This window comes from Escherichia sp. KTE114 (genome assembly GCF_000407765.1).
GTDB classification, from domain to species: Bacteria; Pseudomonadota; Gammaproteobacteria; order Enterobacterales; family Enterobacteriaceae; genus Escherichia; species Escherichia ruysiae.
Map to the genome: position 1 here is coordinate 121,430 of NZ_KE136622.1, position 19,911 is coordinate 141,340.

10 protein-coding genes and 10 pseudogenes are annotated in these 19,911 nt (G+C 46.7%); 9 read left to right on the top strand and 11 right to left on the bottom strand.

Annotated elements, in window-relative coordinates; all coding sequences use genetic code 11:
* Positions 1-100 precede the first annotated feature (100 nt).
* Both WC5_RS20990 and WC5_RS23175 read right to left on the bottom strand, forming a co-directional pair.
* Entirely contained in the window at positions 101-799 is a 699-nt protein-coding gene (locus WC5_RS20990) for a 2-C-methyl-D-erythritol 4-phosphate cytidylyltransferase (protein WP_286132406.1), read from the bottom strand.
* On the bottom strand, positions 796-1,833 hold the full coding sequence (locus tag WC5_RS23175) for a CDP-glycerol glycerophosphotransferase family protein (protein WP_016231328.1): 1,038 nt from the start codon (positions 1,831-1,833) through the stop codon (positions 796-798). Before WC5_RS23175 ends, WC5_RS20990 begins: the two co-directional genes overlap by 4 nt.
* Before the next feature lie 100 nt (positions 1,834-1,933).
* On the opposite strand from WC5_RS23175, the pseudogene WC5_RS24605 reads away from it, so the two are divergent.
* Positions 1,934-2,425: pseudogene (locus tag WC5_RS24605) on the top strand (IS1 family transposase).
* A gap of 338 nt (positions 2,426-2,763) precedes the next feature.
* A pseudogene (locus tag WC5_RS23190) lies at positions 2,764-2,880 on the top strand (IS1 family transposase); the annotation flags it as partial.
* A gap of 45 nt (positions 2,881-2,925) precedes the next feature.
* Here WC5_RS23190 and WC5_RS26085 read toward each other — a convergent pair.
* From WC5_RS26085 to WC5_RS20985, 3 pseudogenes are all read right to left on the bottom strand, one after another.
* Positions 2,926-3,108, bottom strand: a pseudogene (locus WC5_RS26085) (hypothetical protein); the annotation flags it as partial.
* A pseudogene (locus WC5_RS25745) lies at positions 3,108-3,215 on the bottom strand (hypothetical protein); the annotation flags it as partial. The pseudogenes WC5_RS25745 and WC5_RS26085, both read right to left, overlap by 1 nt.
* A gap of 75 nt (positions 3,216-3,290) precedes the next feature.
* Positions 3,291-3,868: pseudogene (locus WC5_RS20985) on the bottom strand (YubG family protein); the annotation flags it as partial.
* On the opposite strand from WC5_RS20985, the pseudogene WC5_RS20980 reads away from it, so the two are divergent.
* Positions 3,860-4,720: pseudogene (locus tag WC5_RS20980) on the top strand (IS4-like element ISEc13 family transposase); the annotation flags it as partial. The pseudogenes WC5_RS20985 and WC5_RS20980 sit on opposite strands and share 9 nt — an antisense overlap.
* A 74-nt stretch (positions 4,721-4,794) precedes the next feature.
* Here WC5_RS20980 and WC5_RS24610 read toward each other — a convergent pair.
* From WC5_RS24610 to WC5_RS25990, 6 genes and pseudogenes are all read right to left on the bottom strand, one after another.
* A complete protein-coding gene (locus tag WC5_RS24610; protein WP_502685405.1) occupies positions 4,795-5,016 on the bottom strand; it encodes a hypothetical protein in 222 nt (73 codons plus the stop codon).
* Positions 4,974-5,901, bottom strand: a pseudogene (locus tag WC5_RS20975) (DUF1281 domain-containing protein). Before WC5_RS20975 ends, WC5_RS24610 begins: the two are co-directional and overlap by 43 nt.
* A gap of 158 nt (positions 5,902-6,059) precedes the next feature.
* A pseudogene (locus WC5_RS20970) lies at positions 6,060-6,689 on the bottom strand (DUF1281 domain-containing protein); the annotation flags it as partial.
* Positions 6,690-7,478: 789 nt separating this feature from the next.
* A complete protein-coding gene (locus WC5_RS20965; RefSeq protein WP_016231334.1) occupies positions 7,479-8,450 on the bottom strand; it encodes a ParB/RepB/Spo0J family plasmid partition protein in 972 nt (323 codons plus the stop codon).
* Positions 8,450-9,616, bottom strand: coding sequence for a plasmid-partitioning protein SopA (sopA, locus tag WC5_RS20960; protein ID WP_016231335.1), 1,167 nt, complete (start codon positions 9,614-9,616; stop codon positions 8,450-8,452). Before sopA ends, WC5_RS20965 begins: the two co-directional genes overlap by 1 nt.
* A gap of 407 nt (positions 9,617-10,023) precedes the next feature.
* Positions 10,024-10,125, bottom strand: coding sequence for a group II intron maturase-specific domain-containing protein (locus WC5_RS25990; RefSeq protein ID WP_353601959.1), 102 nt, complete (start codon positions 10,123-10,125; stop codon positions 10,024-10,026).
* A gap of 492 nt (positions 10,126-10,617) precedes the next feature.
* On the opposite strand from WC5_RS25990, the gene WC5_RS0121585 reads away from it, so the two are divergent.
* The 6 genes and pseudogenes from WC5_RS0121585 to WC5_RS20945 all read left to right on the top strand — a co-directional run bounded on the left by WC5_RS0121585 (position 10,618) and on the right by WC5_RS20945 (position 19,886).
* The gene (locus tag WC5_RS0121585) at positions 10,618-11,094 is read left to right on the top strand and encodes an HNH endonuclease family protein (RefSeq protein WP_187415545.1); all 477 of its coding nucleotides are present in this window, start codon (positions 10,618-10,620) and stop codon (positions 11,092-11,094) included.
* Between the two features lie 353 nt (positions 11,095-11,447).
* Positions 11,448-12,355 (top strand): annotated as a pseudogene (locus WC5_RS24615) (IS5 family transposase).
* Between the two features lie 229 nt (positions 12,356-12,584).
* Positions 12,585-16,707, top strand: a pseudogene (locus WC5_RS26000) (S6 family peptidase).
* A gap of 612 nt (positions 16,708-17,319) precedes the next feature.
* Complete coding sequence (locus WC5_RS20955) at positions 17,320-17,622, top strand: urease subunit gamma (RefSeq protein ID WP_016231340.1); 303 nt, start codon at positions 17,320-17,322, stop codon at positions 17,620-17,622.
* 50 nt (positions 17,623-17,672) lie between these two features.
* Complete coding sequence (gene ureB / locus WC5_RS20950; RefSeq protein ID WP_016231341.1) at positions 17,673-18,107, top strand: urease subunit beta; 435 nt, start codon at positions 17,673-17,675, stop codon at positions 18,105-18,107.
* A gap of 60 nt (positions 18,108-18,167) precedes the next feature.
* Positions 18,168-19,886, top strand: coding sequence for an urease subunit alpha (locus WC5_RS20945; protein ID WP_016231342.1), 1,719 nt, complete (start codon positions 18,168-18,170; stop codon positions 19,884-19,886).
* Positions 19,887-19,911: the final 25 nt, after the last annotated feature.

The window sequence follows — 19,911 nt, forward strand, 5'->3', positions numbered from 1 at the left end:
AGGCTCTGGCACGCGTACCATACAAAAACGGTGGTGTGCTGGCCTGCAAAGCGCTCTGTTTTTCACGTTCTGTTGAGCTTCACGAAAAAGTCATCTGCATTTATTTTTTAAAATATTGCTGAGACTCTTTAAATATTTCAAAATCATCTGGATATGTTATTTTTAAATTAATAACAGGGCTCCAAACAATAGCCAGTTTTTCGCCTATTGATTGCACATGGTTACCAACACAAGTAAACTTATTAATGTCCATATTTTTGTCTGTGAATATCTTCTTCAAAAAATTGAACCTAAACCCTTCAGGGGAAGCACCTACACCAATTCGTTCTCTTTTTAGGGTATTGTTCACGAATTCATTATCACAATCATAAACCGTATCCCAAATATGAGTCACTATAGTCGCCGACGAACTTTTATCTAATATACTTAAAAGCTGACTCACAGCAGACACATCTAAATATGGGTGAGTTACATCGTGAATTAAAACAATACCATTCCATCCATTTTTTCTTTCATCCAAAAAAAGGACTCCATTTTTGATGGACTCCGCACGAGTTCTACCGCCATCGATAATATTAATAGGAAATTTATATTCTTTTTTATTTAGCTGCTTTTTTACATGTTCAGTCCAATCACTATTACTAATAAGAACGACCTCATCAATTATATTCTGCATGTTGTATAGATTAAGAATAAATTGATAAACGGGTGTGTTGTTAACCTCAAGTAACTGTTTGGGAATCCCCCCCCCCATTCTTGTTCCGCTCCCCCCCATCATTAGAAATAAAACTGTTTTCACAATAGCTCTCTCTTTATAAAACGAACGAAATTATCGCAAGCATTTCCATCACAGCGATCCATTTGCTGCTGAAAAAGCTCATTTGATGATTTGGTCAGAGTTAGATTAGATAAAAATCTATGTATATCATCATAATCCTTACAAATATTTACCCCAGGTAGCTTAGTCTTAGGAATCCATGTGTCCGCATCACAGTCATAAAAATCACCTATAAGGATAGGCTTTGAAGTTATACAAAAATCAAACATTATTGATGACACATCAGTAACCAAGGCAACAGGTATATGTATTTTCTCATATAATTCTTTTTGTGAACAATCAAACCAATTTGAAGGTATTGATCGAGAAGAAGGTGTATCCGGATGGGGAGAAAACCAGACTTTGTACCCTAATCTCTGCGCAAGAATATCAAAAAGCTCAAAGTTCCATAGATAACCTCGAGTCCCATTGATCCAAGAATAACTAGGGGCAAATAATATTATTCGTTCATGGATCAATTGATTTTTAATATCATTCTTACGTCTAAAAAGAATATCAGTTCTCGGTAACCCGATCCTCAGTAGTTGCTTATGTGTTACATTGTAATTAATACATATATTTTCATCAAACGTTGATGTGGTTGATAACACATAAGAATACTGACCATAAAGTTTTTTTTCTTTATCTGGAGTTCTTTTTCGATATGATGGACGTGAGTAACCCATTTTTTTTAGACATCCACCACCATGACCAACATAGACAATCTTTGTTTTTTTAGAAATTAAAACTTTTGACACTAGATAATGAGAGCAGTCAACAACAAGCACTTTAGACTGAGCTATAACAAACAAACTTCTTATTCTGTTCCAAAGCGTATCTGGATATCTAAAAAGAATTGTGTTTTTTGTTTTAATGCCAGATTTTTTCACAGCTTCGTGCAGGGCATTTAAATTTAAATAAATATCTCTATCAAAATTTGAGGCAAACGTAATTCTTCTTTTCCTCAGAAGAGAAGAGAACAAGACATAAATAACCCGCAATAATAAATTGTTCATCGATATATTTGCTAATACATTAAGCTTACACCGGTAATTTACAGGGTGATGCCTCCAGTAAGTTGGATTAGATGTATAATACGAGCTTTTGATGTTCTTTATGGTCAGCGTTAATATTCATTGTCCCAGTTGTCAGTCTGCTCAGGTCTGTCGTCATGAGCAGAACCCTGAAGGCCATGACAGATTTCGATGCCGTAACAGTCACCGCGTGTTTCAGCTCACTTACACTTATGAGGCCTGTAAGCCGGGCATTAAAGATGCTGAGCACTGAAATGACCTTCAATAGTGCCGGGGTTCGCGATACCACCAGAACATTGAAAACCGGCGTTAACACCGTCATCAGAACTTTAAAAAACTCTCGCCAGAGCGAATAACGTCTTCACCCGTTGCACATGCTGATGTGGCGCTTATCTGCGCCCCCGATGAGCAATGGAGCTTTGTTGGCAGTAAAGCCCGGCAGCGCAGGCTCTGGCACGCGTACCATACAAAAACGGTGGTGTGCTGGCCTGCAAAGCGCTCTGTTTTTCACGTTCTGTTGAGCTTCACGAAAAAGTCATCGGAACGTTTTATTGAAAAATACATGTTCTACTAATTGGAGGCGTCACCATATCTTCCGGGTACGCTACCGCACTGGCCTAACAACGACCAGTACGGCAGGCGCTCTAGGTAAGTTCACCAGAAGGATTCTGGCACTTTGTCTCTCTTAACATAGTCGGTACTTATTGCTATGTTTCTTTTATTTTAATGGCTTAGAGCTGGTATATCAATTGGTAACACTCAGAGGCAGGAACAACCATTCTACGACATCCACAGCTGTGGGCCTTCCTTTTAGGGCATTGATTTAATGCATCATGAGAAAGTAACCGTTCAACGAACGGTGCCTCTAGTAAGTTGAGATTAGATATATAATACGAGCTTTTGATGTTCTTTATGACCAGCGTTAACATTCATTGTCCCTGTTGTCAGTCTGCTCAGATCTGTCGTCATGAGCAGAACCCTGAAGGCCATGACAGATTTCGATGCCGTAAGCCTGTCAGGGGTTTTCGCGCGGGCTGACAGGCGGCCTCCATCGCCTGCCCCTGTATCACCTGTTTTTGCTGCCTGAAGGATGTACTGACCGCCGATGAAAACAGCCTGCTGATTCACCACAAAATCGCAGATTTCATCAACAATCTGCGCGGTGGTGAGCGGTTTCTGCCCTATTTCACGACGCCGCGCATTCATCACTGCTTTGTAATTGCGCAGAATTTCGCGGCTTTCTGTGCTGATATTCATTACATCTTCTCCTCGTCCAGCGCCTGTAACACAACGTCCATTGCTTCGCGTTCCTCCCTGACGAATGCGTCACCGTCGCCTCCGTTCTCGCTCCCGACGACGTAAAGCGGAGCCGGCAGCGACTTCCTTTGTGCTCTGTCCGGGAACCGGCAGGAAAAAGGCGGGGATTTTCCCCGCCATCATCAACCCCTGATTTTTGCCAGGGCATCCGCCATGCTGCGGATTTCGGCTCGGGCTTCCCGGACTACCTCTCGCAGAACACCACGGTCAAACCAGCGGCGGGGCGGTTCATCCGGCATACGCAGCACATCGCAGACCAGCCCACTGGACAGGATATGCTCAATACAATCGCTGACCAGATACATTTCCACCGCCGAAAAACGTGCTCCCCGGTTCAGGGCGGCATCGAGCACCACGGGCAGATTTTCGTCATCTTCATCAAGCCAGCAGAGGTGATCGCTTTCCTTCACGACCAGGCGAAAGCGGCGCGTCTGGCGGGTCAGCAACGTCTGACCGGTGGTGGTCAGCGCCGCCCGGATACGCCGCGCATCTTCTGCCACCTGGTAACTGACACGGCATACTGCATCGCGCACCGCATCAAGAACTGCCCTGATTTCGTCTTCGGTCAGCCATTCGCCGGCATACGGAAAAGACACCTGCGTTCCGTTTGCCGGAAGTACCGGCAGCGACTGCCACTGACTGCCGGACAGAACTAGTTCCCCCCCCCGGTTCCGGTCAGTTTCTGAATGGCAGAGGCCAGGAGCGTATGGCCGAACGGCTGGGGGAGATACAGAAACGGGTAATCACTGTCTGTGACCGGGAAGCGGATATCTGGCATTACCTGCATTATAAAGTCAGCCACGGACAGCGCTTCGTGGTGCGTGCTGCACAGAATCGCCGGCTGGAAGAAGCACCCGGCAAGCTCTTCGAACTGCCGGAAGTCCTGGCAACCGCGGGAAGCCACACGCTGAATGTGATGCAAAAAGGCGGGCGGGCCGCCCGCCAGGCCCGGATGTTCATCAGTTACAGCGAAGTCAGCATAAAAAATCCCGACAACAGCGGCCAGGCGCTCCCGCTCACGTATGTCTGTTGCCGGGAGCAGGCAGAGGACGGTGCCTGCTGGCATCTGCTGACGTCAGAAAAAGTGGCGAGTGCCGCCGATGCGCGACGTATCGTCAGCCATTACGAGCGACGCTGGCTGATAGAGGAATACCACAAGGCGTGGAAAAGTGGTGGTACATGTGTGGAATCGCTGCGAATGCAGACCCGGGATAACCTTGAGCGCATGGTGGTTATCAAGGCGTTTATCGCGGTACGGGTGCTGGGCCTGCGGCAGGGAGGTATCAGTGAAGAAACACAAAATGACAGCTGTGAGAAAATACTGACGCCGACAGAGTGGAAACTGCTGTGGGTTAAGCTGGAAGGAAAACCGCTTCCGTCACAGACGCCGACACTGAAATGGGCCTGTCTGAAACTGGCGAAACTGGGGCGATGGCATGACAGCAAACGCACAGGCCGCCCCGGTTGGGTAGTTATGTGGGATGTCTGGTTCAGACTTCAGGATATGGTTGAGGGTTACCTGGTGATGAAGTCTCTTGATCAGGAGATCTGATCAAGAGACAGCTCTTACAGAGGACACCGGGAGGGCTCCCCTGTGGCGCCCGTTCCCCGCTGCCTGTGGGCTGTTCACTGCGTCCGGTAACGGGTCAGGCCGACCGTGGAATATCGCAGCCGTCGTCTGTTTGACGGCGAGAATATGCCGCGAAACCGGCTTGAAGGGCGTTCATTAGAAAAAGGCGACGAGCTGACGTACACTGTCACCGACGCCAGCCGGGAGCGGTAAAAGTGCCCATCTCCGTCATAGTTCATCCGCCATAATGCGCCACATTGTCGACTATCCACGCAGATCCGGTGACTTCCGGCAGCTCATCATCATCTGTCAGGGAAGACCATTCCAGTTCCCCCCCACAGCACATCAACAAGCTCTCCACGCTCATATCGCTGCCAGCCACAGAAATTGCAGCCCTGTTCGGCGTACCAGAGCTCCAGCGCGCAGCCGAAACGGCGGCTTAATTCTGCAACAACGGCATTCTCCGGCTGACACCACGGCGTATCAAAATCCACCTGAATGAAGTTTTCTCCCTGACTGCTGATATTCAGTCCATACCCCACAGGCCACTTCACGCCATACTGTTCCGTATACCAGTGATATGCAGAAGGAACATCGTTCAGTACACCGCCATTGAAGTCGTTCACTTCAACACCCAGGCGGGTGGGCAGAACCATCCGTAGGTCAAACGGCATGTTTTTTTCCGGCAGTACGTTGTCACACTGACGGTTCCACCACGTCGATACTTCCTCGTTACTCCAGAAATCACACCAGTCACCTCTTTTTGGGGTGAAAAGAGCGGTAATGTTTTCCCTGTCATTATCCGGTAATCCTTCCCAGCGACGCTGGCCAGTACCGCTCTGTAACCAGAGTTCATGCAGCATCAGGCAGTTTTGTTCATCCAGTAGCACACCGTTCTGCAGGTGCGTCAGCCAGCGGGTGAACGCGATATTCTCCGGCGATACAACGCCACGTCCGGCAGCCGTCAGTCCGGGGCATGGTTCAAACCGCACATCTTCAGTGGTCTGCAGAAATCCGGCACTTCCGGCCAGATACATCTGAATACCTTCATTTGTGGCGCGGCGATAAAGCTGTGTGACGGCACCGCTGGCCAGTCGTTTAATCGCAGCAATCTGTGCCGGTTCGGCAGAAAAATACATACGGTTGGCGCACCAGTTTGGCATGGGAATTCTCCTCTCACATGCGGCCTCCATCAGGCCGTGCCGCACCTGTAACCGGGCGACCGCATACGAATGCAGGTGCGGCCCCGAAGCCGCAGCGCGTGGAGGAGGAACGACGAAGCGTGACCGGGTGAGGAGGCCGGCGACAGCGACACCAGTCCATACCCCACAGGCCACTTCACGCCATACTGTTCCGTATACCAGTGATATGCAGAAGGAACATCGTTCAGTACACCGCCATTGAAGTCGTTCACTTCAACACCCAGGCGGGTGGGCAGAACCATCCGTAGGTCAAACGGCATGTTTTTTTCCGGCAGTACGTTGTCACACTGACGGTTCCACCACGTCGATACTTCCTCGTTACTCCAGAAATCACACCAGTCACCTCTTTTTGGGGTGAAAAGAGCGGTAATGTTTTCCCTGTCATTATCCGGTAATCCTTCCCAGCGACGCTGGCCAGTACCGCTCTGTAACCAGAGTTCATGCAGCATCAGGCAGTTTTGTTCATCCAGTAGCACACCGTTCTGCAGGTGCGTCAGCCAGCGGGTGAACGCGATATTCTCCGGCGATACAACGCCACGTCCGGCAGCCGTCAGTCCGGGGCATGGTTCAAACCGCACATCTTCAGTGGTCTGCAGAAATCCGGCACTTCCGGCCAGATACATCTGAATACCTTCATTTGTGGCGCGGCGATAAAGCTGTGTGACGGCACCGCTGGCCAGTCGTTTAATCGCAGCAATCTGTGCCGGTTCGGCAGAAAAATACATACGATTCGAGCACCAGTTTGGCATGGGAATTCTCCTCTCACATGCGGCCTCCATCAGGCCGTGCCGCACCTGTAACCGGGCGACCGCATACGAATGCAGGTGCGGCCCCGAAGCCGCAGCGCGTGGAGGAGGAACGACGAAGCGTGACCGGGTGAGGAGGCCGGCGACAGCGACACACTTGCATCGGATGCAGCCCGGTTAACGTGCCGGCACGGCCTGGGTAACTAGGTATTTTGTCCACAGAACTGTGCGCAAAATGCTATGGATAAGCAGGACACAGTAGCCATACAGCCGCACACCGAGACTACTCCGTTCTACGGGCTGAAACGATATGTCAATAGTTGTTCTTGACAGGCATTAATGGAATTGTAGTCTCACGCTGATAATCTGATCGACAATACAAGTGGAACCGTGGTCCCAGACCGATAATCAGGCCGACAATACGTGTGAGACCATGGTCCCAGACTGATTATCAGTCCGACAATACGTGTGGGACCGTGGTCCCAGACTGATTATCAGACCGACAATACGTGTGGGACCGTGGTCCCAGACTGGTTATCAGTCCGACAATACGTGTGGGACCGTGGTCCCAGACTGATTATCAGACCGACAATACGTGTGGGACCGTGGTCCCAGACTGGTTATCAGACCGACGATACGAGTGCGACCGTGCTCCCAGACTGGTTATCAGACCGACGATACGAGTGCGACCGTGCTCCCAGATATAATATTCAGACCAGTTAGTTATGTTTTCTAGCCTGTGCTAAAGAAAATAAAGTAAAAACAGACACTTGTAGACTAAAACGTGCCGCATCAAAGTGCCGTTTTTTCAAGTTCCTTAAGAATGGCTTCAATTTTCTCTATACAGTCAGTTGGAACACGAGATCTATCTAGGTTTAGCACCATTTTATCGCCCTTGTACAACACTGTCGCTCCAGGAGCAAACTGATGTCGTGAGCTTAAGCTAGTTCTTGAGGCAGATGACGTTTTAAGCACAGACGTTAAAAGAGTGATGACTTCTTCAGCTTCAAATATCACTCCAGCTTTTTTCTGCTCGTGAAGGTTAGATGCCTGCTGCTTAAGTAATTCTTCTTTATCTATAAAAGCTCTTTGAAGGGCATCACCTGACCGGGCAGATAGTTCACCGGGATGAGAAAAAAGAGCAACAACTGATTTAGGCAGTTTAGCAGTGTTGATACAGCGGGTAATAATCTTACGTGAAATATTTTCCGCATCAGCCAGCGCAGAAATATTTCCAGCAAATTCATTCTGCAATCGGCTTGCATAACGCTGACCACGTTCATAAGCACTTGTTGGGCGATAATCGTTACCCAATCTGGACAATGCAGCCATCTGCTCATCATCCAGCTCGCCAACCAGAACTCGATAATCACTTTCTGTAAGTGCAGCAGCTTTACGACGGCGGCTCCCATCGGCAATTTCTATGATCCCAGACACTCTTCGACCAAATGCTGGTGTCTGCTGACCTGTCAGTAGAAAAGAAGGGATAAGATCATCCAAGGCGTCTTCGGTAAGCAGTTCCTGGTCACGTTCATTACCTAACCATACCCGAGAGGTCTTCTCAACACTATCTCCCCGGAGCACCTCAAGGGTAAATTTCACGTCCCGACCACATACAGGCAAAGTAATAGCATTGCCACGAGCCATAGCTCCTACGCGCGCAATTAACGAATCCACCATCGGTGCAGCTGGTGCCGATGACGAAGTATCCTCAACCGGTTGAGTCTTAAGCGTATGTTTTGGAATTACAGGCGCACGCTTCATTATCTAATCTCCCAGCGTGGTTTAATCAAACGATCGAAAATTTCATTGCAAACAGGTTCCCAGATAGAAAGGGCATTTCTCCAGGCTCCTGTTGAAGAGCGTTGATCAATAGCCTGTTCAAAAACAGTTCTCATCCGGATCTGACCTTTACCAACTTCATCCGTTTCGCGTACAACATTTTTTAGAACCATGCTTCCCCAGGCGTCCCGAATTTGCTCCTCCATCCACGGGGACTGAGAACCATTACTATTACTGTATTTGGTAAGCAAAATACGTACATCAGGCTCGAACCCTTTAAGATCTACGTTCTTGAGCAAATCACGAAGCATATCGAAAAACTGCAGAGCGGAAGTGTAGTCGAACAACTCAGCAGGCGTGGGGACAATCAACACATCAGCAGCACATACGACATTAATCGTACCGATACCCAGGTTAGGCGCGCTGTCAATAACAATGACATCATAGTCATGAGCGACGGTTTCAATGGCCAGCCGGAGCATCAGGTGTGGATCGGTGGGCAATTTACCTTCATCAAATTTGCCCATTAACTCAGTTTCAATGCGGTGCAGAGCTAAACAAGAAGGAATAATGTCAAGCCCAGGCCAGCAAGTCGACTTTATTGCATAAGTGACATCGTCCTTTTCCCCAAGATAGAAGGGAAGGAGAGTATCCTCTGCATGAATATGAAGATCTGGCACCCAGCCGTGATACATCGATGCTGTTCCCTGGGGGTCGTTACCTTCCACGAGCAGAACACGTAGTCCCTTCAGAGCCAGATCCTGAGCAAGATGAACAGAAACAGAGGTTTTGTAAACGCCCCCTTTATGAGCAGCAACTCCGATCACCGGCGGAAATACGTCTTCAGCACGTCTCAGTCGCGTACCAAACACGTCACGCATATGATTAATTTGTTCAATTGTATAACCAACACGTTGCTCAACCCGTCCTCGTATTTCCATATCCGGATGCGGTAGCCGGCCTGCTTTCTCAGCATCCCTAATAGCCTGAGAAGAAACCCCAACTAAATCCGCTGCTTCACCTATTCTCCAGCGTCGGGTGATTTTCCTCGCTTCCGGACTGTCATCATTAAACTGTGCAATGGCGATAGCCTTCGTCATTTCATGACCAGCGTTTATGCACTGGTTAAGTGTTTCCATGAGTCTCATTCTGAACATCCTTTAATCATCACTTTGCAAGTTTTTATTAAATCTTGCATTTTATTGCAAAGCAACAAAAAAAATGCAAAGACATCAAAAAACCGCAAAGTTGTTTAAAATGAGAGCAACAAAACAAAAAATATAAGAAGAACACACCTTATCGATCGGCATAGGGGGCAGCACAAGGCTGCCCCCTGCCACACCACCCGACATGCGGGTTCGCACCGGGCGGTTCGAGAAGTTGAGGTTATGCGAGTCTAGAGAAGCCTAAAGCATCAAAGTAGTCGACTGTAAGTATACGGTTCAGCCCAGCTTCGCTGTGTCTCCACCAGTGCCCCGCGCCTGCGGAGGCGATTATAGACAGTTGTTCCCGTGCGCCAGTGCTTAAGCTGGATAGACCGGAGTCGGTGACGTATCTACGAATCCAGATCTTTGAATATCTTCGGGGTTTGTGCCAGTCGAAAGTAGGACTTCCAGCCTCGAAGGTATATCCGCATCTGTCCGGCAATCTGGGTCATGCCCTAGCCTCCAACGCATCTGGTGATGAGCCGGATACGCCGTGTGAACGTGTCGAGCGCCTTCGGAGCAACAGCAATCTTGACGGTGTTTCCTGACCAGCGCCGAAGGCAATAGCCGAGAAACTTACGCCCGAATACCAGACCCACTTCGGTTTTCTTCTCGTTCATGCGCAGATGCAACTGCTCATACATCTTGTGCATCCAACGCAGTACTCGTTCGCCCGCCTTCTGACTGCGAACGTACACGTTGCAGTCGTCGGCGTTGTCAACACCACGATGTTTGACCGTCTTATATCACTGGCGCTGACAACACGACAGAGTTATCAGGCATGGTGTCAATTTGTTCACAACTTTTCCATTGAAGCAGCCCACCACCGGTGATAACCAGACTTTGCCTGTAGTTTGTATACACAATCCCTAGCATTGAAACTGTAGTGGCCAAATTCACTATGCCACTACAAAGGAATACCTGATGAAACCGGTTATGCTGAAGTGGAACATTTTTATCCGAAATCTTTATATACCGAAAGAACATTTGAATGGGAAAACCTTCTATACTGTTGCAAACAGCGCAACAATAAAAAACTCAATCATGATACCTATCAATTTCCTATTGTTAATCCTTATGATGATGATCCAGATGATTATTTCACTTACATGGACATCATGATCAAGTCTAAAAATAACTCTCTCCATGAGATTGCTGACAGAACCATTAGAGTCTGTGGATTGACCTCTTACAGACTGATTTCTGCAAGGAGTAAAATTCTTGTTAATTTCCGCATTTTCGAACAAGACCTGTCTGGGGCTTTAGATGAATTCCGTGGTGCCAGAACAGAAAGAAATAAGGAAGACAGAGCAAGAAAGATCATTACATCATTAGATACAATTGAAAGCATGGCTAAGCCTAATGCAAAATTATCACATTTTTATAATTTTTTGCTGAACTCTTCGAAAGTATATCGATAGGCAAAAGATGAAATTGAGAAGTATACCCGTAACGTATTGTAACAAAGGCATTTTAGATATGTAACACAATATTAATTCCGGCTCCATAGATAAAAGAGCCTGATTATTTTTCATCTTTGAAAAATAATAGAATAATCATTCTTGAACAAACACAAAAACAGAAAATTAGTTAATCACCATATTAAAAAATTAGTAGTGTAATGCGCCAGGGGAACAGTTCGTTACCCCGGTAAACTGACCAATCGGCGATGACGTCAAATACATAATCGAGGTAGCTTTCTGAAGCTCAATGGGGCGTGATAGCTGAGTAGAAGGATCAGATCACGCATCCTCCCGACAACGCAGACCGTTCCGTGGCAAAGCAAAAGTTCAAAATCACCAACTGTTCCGTCTACAACAAAGCCCTTATCAACCGTTGCTCCCTCACTTTCTGACTGGACGATGAAGCGATTCATTCCTGGTATGAGTCGGCAACGCCTTCATCACGGGGAAGATCTCAGTGCTATTCTGATCCCGCTATCACCACAGTTCTGGTGATTAAACACGTATTTCGGCGGCCCCTGCGGGCTGCGCAAGGTTTTATTGATTCCATTTTTTTCCGTTGCGCTGTCCGGATTACAGCAGTTTCAGTAAGCGGCAAAGTCGGTTAATGTCAGTTTAAAAGCGCCCACCCGGGATAAAATAGCACACCGTGCTAAAGATCTTTGGGGAAGGCGAATGGAAAGTCAAAAAGCACGGCAAAGAGCGTCGCCGCATCCGGCGTAAGCTGCATCTCATCTAGCTGTTGATGGCAACACAAATGAAATTATCTGTGCAGACCTGTCGCTGAACAACGTCACGGACTCAGAAGCCTTCCCGGATCTTATCCAACAGGCTCACAGAAAAATCAGGGCAGCAACGGCAGGCGGGGCTTACGACATCCGGCTCTGTCACTATGAATTGAGGCGTAAGAAAATCAGCGCGCTTATCCCTCCCCCGAAAAGGTGCGGATTACTGGCCCGGTGAATACGCAGATTATAACCGTCGTTCGATAGCGGAAACGGCGATGTGCCGGGTAAAACAGTTGTTCGGTGGTTCACTGAGGCTGCGTGACTACGATGGTCAGGTTGCAGAGGCTATGGCCATGGTGCGAGCGCTGAATAAAATGACGAAAGCAGACATGCCTGAAAGCACAACCAGCTACGGATCCCTTACCCTAAATCTGATTTTTTCAACAAAGCCTGCATATCAGGAAAAATTTTTAGAGCCCCATCATCGATAATGGGGCACTTATAACCAGTATTGGTAATATTCCGATAGCCATCACAAAAAAACACCCACAGCAACCACTATAGTTAGTATTTTTTGCACTATCGAGCGTGATCTTCATCACATTTATTATTGTGTTTAATGCTAATAATTAGCATGCAATTTTTATATTGCTTTCGTTTGAAGCTGCATGTTTTATCTAATGCAGCATGCGTGGGATGGCTGTTTTGGAATAATTTACTATGAATAAAATATACTCTCTAAAGTATTGTCATATCACCAACACAATAAAAGTGGTTTCGGAACTGACCCGAAGAGTATGTAAAGGAAGCACCCGTAGAGGACGAAAACTCTCTGTTCTTTCCTCCCTTGTCCTGGCAACATTACTTCCTTCTGTTGGTGTTGCATCAGTAGTCAGTGGCAATATTCCTTATCAGACTTTTCGGGATTTTGCTGAAAATAAAGGCGTATTTCAGGCCGGAGCAACAAATATTCCTATTTTTAATCAAAATGGGGAGGTAATTGAACGTCTCAATAATGCGCCCATGATTGACTTCAGTAGCGTTAACGCGGGTTCAGGTGTTGCAACATTAATCAGTCCGCAATATCTGGCCAGCGTAAAACATAACGGGGGATATCAGAGCGTCAGCTTCGGTGATGGCGAGAATCAGTACAATATTGTGGATCGTAATGAACATAGCTCGCTGGATTTTCATGCCCCCAGACTGGATAAGCTTGTTACTGAAGTTGCACCGGCTACCGTAACGAGCGCATCGCAGGCTGAAATAATGGATCCATCACAATTCACAGCTTTTTATCGGACTGGCTCCGGAACCCAGTATATTCAGGAAGAGGATGGAGAGTGGCATTGGGTCTCTGGTGGATATAATTACCTGACCGGTGGAGTGCTTCCTACTGAATTTCATCGTTGGGATGATCATTCTATTCAAGTGGTACTGGGAAAGCATTTTGATTCTAATAGCCTGATCACTTTTGGGCACATGGGGGATAGTGGTTCACCATTATTTGGCTGGAATAAGTCTAAAGGGCAGTGGGAGCTGATTGGTGTTTATTCACTCATTGCTGGATGGACCACCATGATATATACACTCCCTCCCCAGGATTTTCTTTCACAGGTCTATTCAGAGGATAATGACGCTCCCGTCTTTTTTAATGCCTCATCCGGCGCCCCCCTGCAATGGAAATTTGACAGCAGCACCGGCACTGGCTCTCTGAAACAGGATTCCGATGAATATGCCATGCACGGGCAAAAAGGTTCTGACCTGAACGCAGGTAAAAATCTGACATTCCTGGGACATAATGGTCAGATTGACCTGGAAAACTCTGTCACGCAGGGTGCCGGTTCACTGACATTTACTGATGACTACACTGTCACCACTTCAAACGGAAGTACCTGGACCGGGGCCGGTATTATTGTGGACAAGGATGCCTCCGTAAACTGGCAGGTTAATGGTGTGAAAGGTGACAACCTGCATAAAATCGGCGAAGGCACCCTGGTTGTACAGGGAACCGGTGTTAATGAGGGCGGCCTGAAAGTCGGGGATGGGACCGTTGTCCTCAATCAGCAGGCTGACAGTTCAGGGCACGTTCAGGCATTCAGTAGTGTGAATATTGCCAGTGGCCGCCCGACCGTCGTGCTGGCAGATAACCGGCAGGTTAATCCGGACAATATATCCTGGGGTTACCGGGGGGGGGGTTCTGGATGTTAACGGGAATGACCTGACGTTTCACCAGATTAAGGCAGCAGATTATGGTGCCGTGCTGACAAATAACGCTGACAAACGAGCCCTCATCACGCTCAATTATGCCCTGCAGCCCGACTCAGTTAAACTGAATGACTGGTCGGATTCCCGTAATGGAGATGCTGGCTCGCTTTATAAGTACAATAATCCATATACCGGAACAACGGATTACTTCATCCTGAAACAGAACAGCTATGGTTATTTTCCTACAAACCAGACCAGCAACACCCAATGGGAGTTTGTGGGACACAACCAGAGTGATGCACAGAAACTGGTGGCTGACCGTTTCAACTCTGCCGGGTATCTGTTCCACGGGCAGCTTAAAGGTAATCTGGATGTGGAAAACCGCCTGTCGGAAGGTACTTCCGGAGCTCTGGTCATGGACGGCTCAGCGAATATGTCCGGTACATTTACTCAGGAAAACGGTCGTCTGACCATTCAGGGCCACCCGGTTATCCATGCTTCAACGTCTCAGAGTATTGCAAATACAGTCTCGTCTCTGGGCGACAATTCCGTTCTGACACAGCCCACCTCATTTACCCAGGATGACTGGGAGAACAGGACGTTCAGCTTTGGTTCGCTCGTGTTAAAAGATACAGACTTTGGTCTGGGCCGCAATGCCACACTGAACACAACCATCCAGGCAGATAACTCCAGCGTCACGCTGGGCGACAGTCGGGTATTTATCGACAAAAAAGATGGCCAGGGAACAGCATTTACCCTTGAAGAAGGCACATCTGTTGCAACTAAAGATGCAGATAAAAGTGTCTTCAACGGCACCGTCAACCTGGATAATCAGTCAGTGCTGAATATCAATGATATATTCAATGGCGGAATACAGGCGAACAACAGTACCGTGAATATCTCCTCAGACAGTGCCGTTCTGGGGAACTCAACGCTGACCAGTACCGCCCTGAATCTGAACAAGGGAGCAAATGCTCTGGCCAGTCAGAGTTTTGTTTCTGACGGTCCAGTGAATATTTCTGATGCCACCCTGAGTCTGAACAGCCGTCCTGATGAGGTATCTCACACACTTTTACCTGTATACGATTATGCCGGTTCATGGAACCTGAAGGGAGACGATGCCCGCCTGAACGTGGGGCCGTACAGTATGTTGTCAGGTAATATCAATGTTCAGGATAAAGGGACTGTCACCCTCGGAGGGGAAGGGGAACTGAGTCCTGACCTGACTCTTCAGAATCAGATGTTGTACAGCCTGTTTAACGGGTACCGCAATACCTGGAGCGGGAGCCTGAATGCACCGGATGCCACCGTCAGCATGACAGACACCCAGTGGTCGATGAACGGAAACTCCACGGCAGGAAATATGAAACTTAACCGGACAATAGTCGGTTTTAACGGGGGAACATCACCGTTCACGACACTGACAACAGATAATCTGGACGCGGTTCAGTCAGCATTTGTCATGCGTACAGACCTTAACAAGGCAGACAAACTGGTGATAAACAAGTCGGCAACAGGTCATGACAACAGCATCTGGGTTAACTTCCTGAAAAAACCCTCTGACAAGGACACGCTTGATATTCCACTGGTCAGCGCACCTGAAGCGACAGCTGATAATCTGTTCAGGGCATCAACACGGGTTGTGGGATTCAGTGATGTCACCCCCACCCTTAGTGTCAGAAAAGAGGACGGGAAAAAAGAGTGGGTCCTCGATGGTTACCAGGTTGCACGTAACGACGGCCAGGGTAAGGCTGCCGCCACATTCATGCACATCAGCTATAACAACTTCATCACTGAAGTTAACAACCTGAACAAACGCATGGGCGATTTGAGGGATATTAACGGCGAAGCCGGTACGTGGGTGCGTCTGCTGAACGGTTCCGGCTCTGCTGATGGCGGTTTCACTGACCACTATACCCTGCTGCAGATGGGGGCTGACCGTAAGCACGAACTGGGAAGTATGGACCTGTTTACCGGCGTGATGGCCACCTACACTGACACAGATGCGTCAGCAGGCCTGTACAGCGGTAAAACAAAATCATGGGGTGGTGGTTTCTATGCCAGTGGTCTGTTCCGGTCCGGCGCTTACTTTGATTTGATTGCCAAATATATTCACAATGAAAACAAATATGACCTGAACTTTGCCGGAGCTGGTAAACAGAACTTCCGCAGCCATTCACTGTATGCAGGTGCAGAAGTCGGATACCGTTATCATCTGACAGATACGACGTTTGTTGAACCTCAGGCGGAACTGGTCTGGGGAAGACTGCAGGGCCAAACATTTAACTGGAACGACAGTGGAATGGATGTCTCAATGCGTCGTAACAGCGTTAATCCTCTGGTAGGCAGAACCGGCGTTGTTTCCGGTAAAACCTTCAGTGGTAAGGACTGGAGTCTGACAGCCCGTGCCGGCCTGCATTATGAGTTCGATCTGACGGACAGTGCTGACGTTCACCTGAAGGATGCAGCGGGAGAACATCAGATTAATGGCAGAAAAGACGGTCGTATGCTTTACGGTGTGGGGTTAAATGCCCGGTTTGGCGACAATACGCGTCTGGGGCTGGAAGTTGAACGCTCTGCATTCGGTAAATACAACACAGATGATGCGATAAACGCTAATATTCGTTATTCATTCTGATGCTGTGCCGCAAAGGGACGGCTATATGCCGCCCCTTTTATGATTGATTCATTACACCATAAACATCTTCACTCCATTTTGTTTTTTGCCACGATACTCATCACACAGTGTGTTCTATCATCTTATTTCGTGGAAAGGCTACCATCCTGGTATCTGCTACAGTGTTGTTCTGAAGCGAGCACATCATCTATTTCCCTGTATCTGAATTGCTCAGATGTGATGTTATTAAAAACGCCTCACAATTGCTTAACACTGCCGGAGTAATTTTCAACGATTAGTTTTACGGCGCAATATAGTGCCCCTCCGGCTTCCCTATCTGCTGTGAAAAATATTGTCTGTTTTATACGGTTAATGACAAGATGTAGTTGTCTTTTTCCTATTTAATATCAGGCATCATTAGCATATTGATACATATTCTGACGGTATTGCCATCGAATCACTTAAAGCAATTATGTTTTTGGCAAGGTCTCACCATGTTCTTACCATTATTTTAAATGTTATCAATAATATTTTTTCTTTGATTTTTTCGATTTGTGACAGAAAAAGAGTAGACTTCAATTATCAGATTGTGTTTTTTATATAATCACATTTCAACAATGACAGAGAAAATATATGCAACTCACTCCAAGAGAAATTGAAAAGCTCATGATTTATACGTTATCGGATGTCGCGTTTAAGCGCAAAGCCAGAGGTCTAAAACTTAATTATCCAGAGGCAATATCGATTATTACTGTGACTGCTTTGGAAGGTGCTCGCGATGGAAAAAGCGTAGAGGATGTTATGAAAGAAGCCAGTCAGGTACTGACGCAAGAAGATGTTATGGAAGGGGTGTCCGATCTCATCCCGGATGTTCAGGTTGAAGCTATTTTCACTGATGGTAGCAGGTTAGTAACGATACACAACCCCATTAACTAGTTGAAAGAAAACTGAAAAGATTGTTTACTCAAATTATTGGAGGGTATCTAATGAGCTCAGAAAATCAGGATAATAAAAATATAGAACAATATTCTCGACTTGGAGGATATGTTCTATCTAAAGAACCAATTACCTTTAATGATGATAAACCCGCTGTTAATATTAAAGTACGTAATACTGGCGACAGAGCAATTCAGGTTGGCTCACACTTTCATTTTTTTGAAGTGAATCGAGTCTTAGAGTTTAATCGTGATAAGGCATTTGGCAAAAGATTAAATATTACATCAACAACGGCAATTCGTTTTGAGCCAGGAGATGAAGTGGAAGTCAGCCTGATCCCTTTTGGTGGCAAGAAAAATTTATATGGATTTAATAATTTAGTTGATGGGTGGACTGGTGAAAACATAATATCACATAATGAAAGACCGAATAAAATTATAGCTATCCACCGGGCAAGAGAGAGAGGATATAAATTCCAAGAATAGATTATCAATGTTTTCTAGTGAAATATATTAGCTATATATCAAATATAGTAAGGATATAAAATGCCTCAGATTTCGCGGCAAGAGTACACTGGTCTTTTTGGCCCAACAACAGGGGATAAAATCCGTTTAGGAGATACAAATCTTTTTATTCAAATTGAAAAAGATTTACGTGGTTATGGCGATGAATCAGTTTATGGCGGTGGTAAGTCATTGCGAGATGGAATGGGGGCAAATAACAATCTAGTGCGTGATAATGGTGTACTTGATCTTGTCATAACTAATGTCACTATTCTTGATGCAAAATTAGGTGTTATTAAAGCAGATGTCGGAATCCGTGGTGGGAAAATCGCAGGTATTGGAAAAAGTGGAAACCCAGATGTTATGGATGGTGTTACACCTGGCATGGTTGTTGGAGTAAGCACTGACGCTATTTCTGGTGAACATCTGATTTTAACTGCTGCCGGTATTGATACCCACATCCATTTTATTTCTCCCCAACAAGCCTATCATGCATTGTCTAATGGTGTGACGACCTTTTTCGGTGGCGGAATTGGTCCAACTGACGGTTCAAATGGTACAACGGTCACACCCGGACCATGGAACATACGCCAAATACTGCGTGCGGTAGAAGAATTGCCTGTCAATGTGGGTATATTAGGCAAAGGACACTCTTATAGCCGAGAGCCTCTATTAGAACAGGCGGTTGCGGGTGCCGTCGGCTACAAAGTCCATGAAGACTGGGGAGCAACAGCAAGCGCTTTGCGCCACTCATTACGTATGGCGGATGAAATGGATATTCAGGTTTCTGTGCATACAGATAGCTTAAATGAATTCGGGTATGTGGAAGATACTATTGAGGCATTCGAAGGGAGGACAATTCATACTTTTCATACTGAAGGTGCAGGTGGTGGACATGCACCAGATATCATCAGAGTCGCCAGTCAACCTAACGTATTACCAAGTTCAACGAATCCCACCTTACCTTATGGAATCAATAGCCAGGCTGAGCTATTCGATATGATCATGGTATGTCACAACCTCAATCCTAACGTGCCAGCTGATGTCGCCTTTGCCGAAAGTCGTGTTCGTCCAGAAACTATTGCGGCAGAAAATGTTTTACATGATATGGGAGTAATTTCGATATTCTCCAGTGATTCACAGGCAATGGGACGTGTCGGCGAAAACTGGTTGCGTATTATGCAAACAGCCCATGCGATGAAAGTATCCCGGGGTAAATTGCCAGAGGATTCTGCTTATAACGATAATTTCCGGGTTCTACGCTATATTGCTAAAATAACGATTAATCCAGCTATAGCACAAGGTATCAGCCATATCTTAGGCTCTGTTGAAGTGGGCAAAATGGCCGATCTTGTACTTTGGGATCCTCGTTTTTTTGGTGCAAAACCTAAAATGGTCATTAAGGGAGGAATGATCAACTGGGCTGCTATGGGAGATCCTAATGCATCGTTGCCAACGCCACAACCGGTATTCTATCGCCCTATGTTCGGTGCAATGGGCAAAACCATGCAAGACACCTGCATTACCTTCGTTTCTCAAGCTGCATTTGATGATGGTGTAAAAGAGAAAGCAGAATTGGAAAGACAGGTTATCGCCGTTAAAAATTGTCGTGCTATCTCAAAGCGGGATTTAGTGCGCAATGATCAGACTCCACTTATTGAGGTCAATCCGGAAACTTTTGAAGTAAAAGTGGATGGCGTTCATGCCACTTGTGAACCTATTGATACTGCGACAATGAACCAGCGTTACTTCTTTGGATAATCAGAATAAGTCAGGGAAGACCTGT

What these genes read in the sequence shown, in the direction of transcription:
- WC5_RS20955 (WP_016231340.1), top strand. Translation starts at nt 17,320, where the DNA reads ATGCAACTCACTCCAAGAGAAATTGAAAAGCTCATGATTTATACGTTA.
- WC5_RS25990 (WP_353601959.1), bottom strand. Translation starts at nt 10,125, where the DNA reads ATGACCCAGATTGCCGGACAGATGCGGATATACCTTCGAGGCTGGAAG.
- ureB (WP_016231341.1), top strand. Translation starts at nt 17,673, where the DNA reads ATGAGCTCAGAAAATCAGGATAATAAAAATATAGAACAATATTCTCGA.
- WC5_RS23175 (WP_016231328.1), bottom strand. Translation starts at nt 1,833, where the DNA reads ATGAACAATTTATTATTGCGGGTTATTTATGTCTTGTTCTCTTCTCTT.
- WC5_RS20965 (WP_016231334.1), bottom strand. Translation starts at nt 8,450, where the DNA reads ATGAAGCGTGCGCCTGTAATTCCAAAACATACGCTTAAGACTCAACCG.
- sopA (WP_016231335.1), bottom strand. Translation starts at nt 9,616, where the DNA reads ATGAGACTCATGGAAACACTTAACCAGTGCATAAACGCTGGTCATGAA.
- WC5_RS20945 (WP_016231342.1), top strand. Translation starts at nt 18,168, where the DNA reads ATGCCTCAGATTTCGCGGCAAGAGTACACTGGTCTTTTTGGCCCAACA.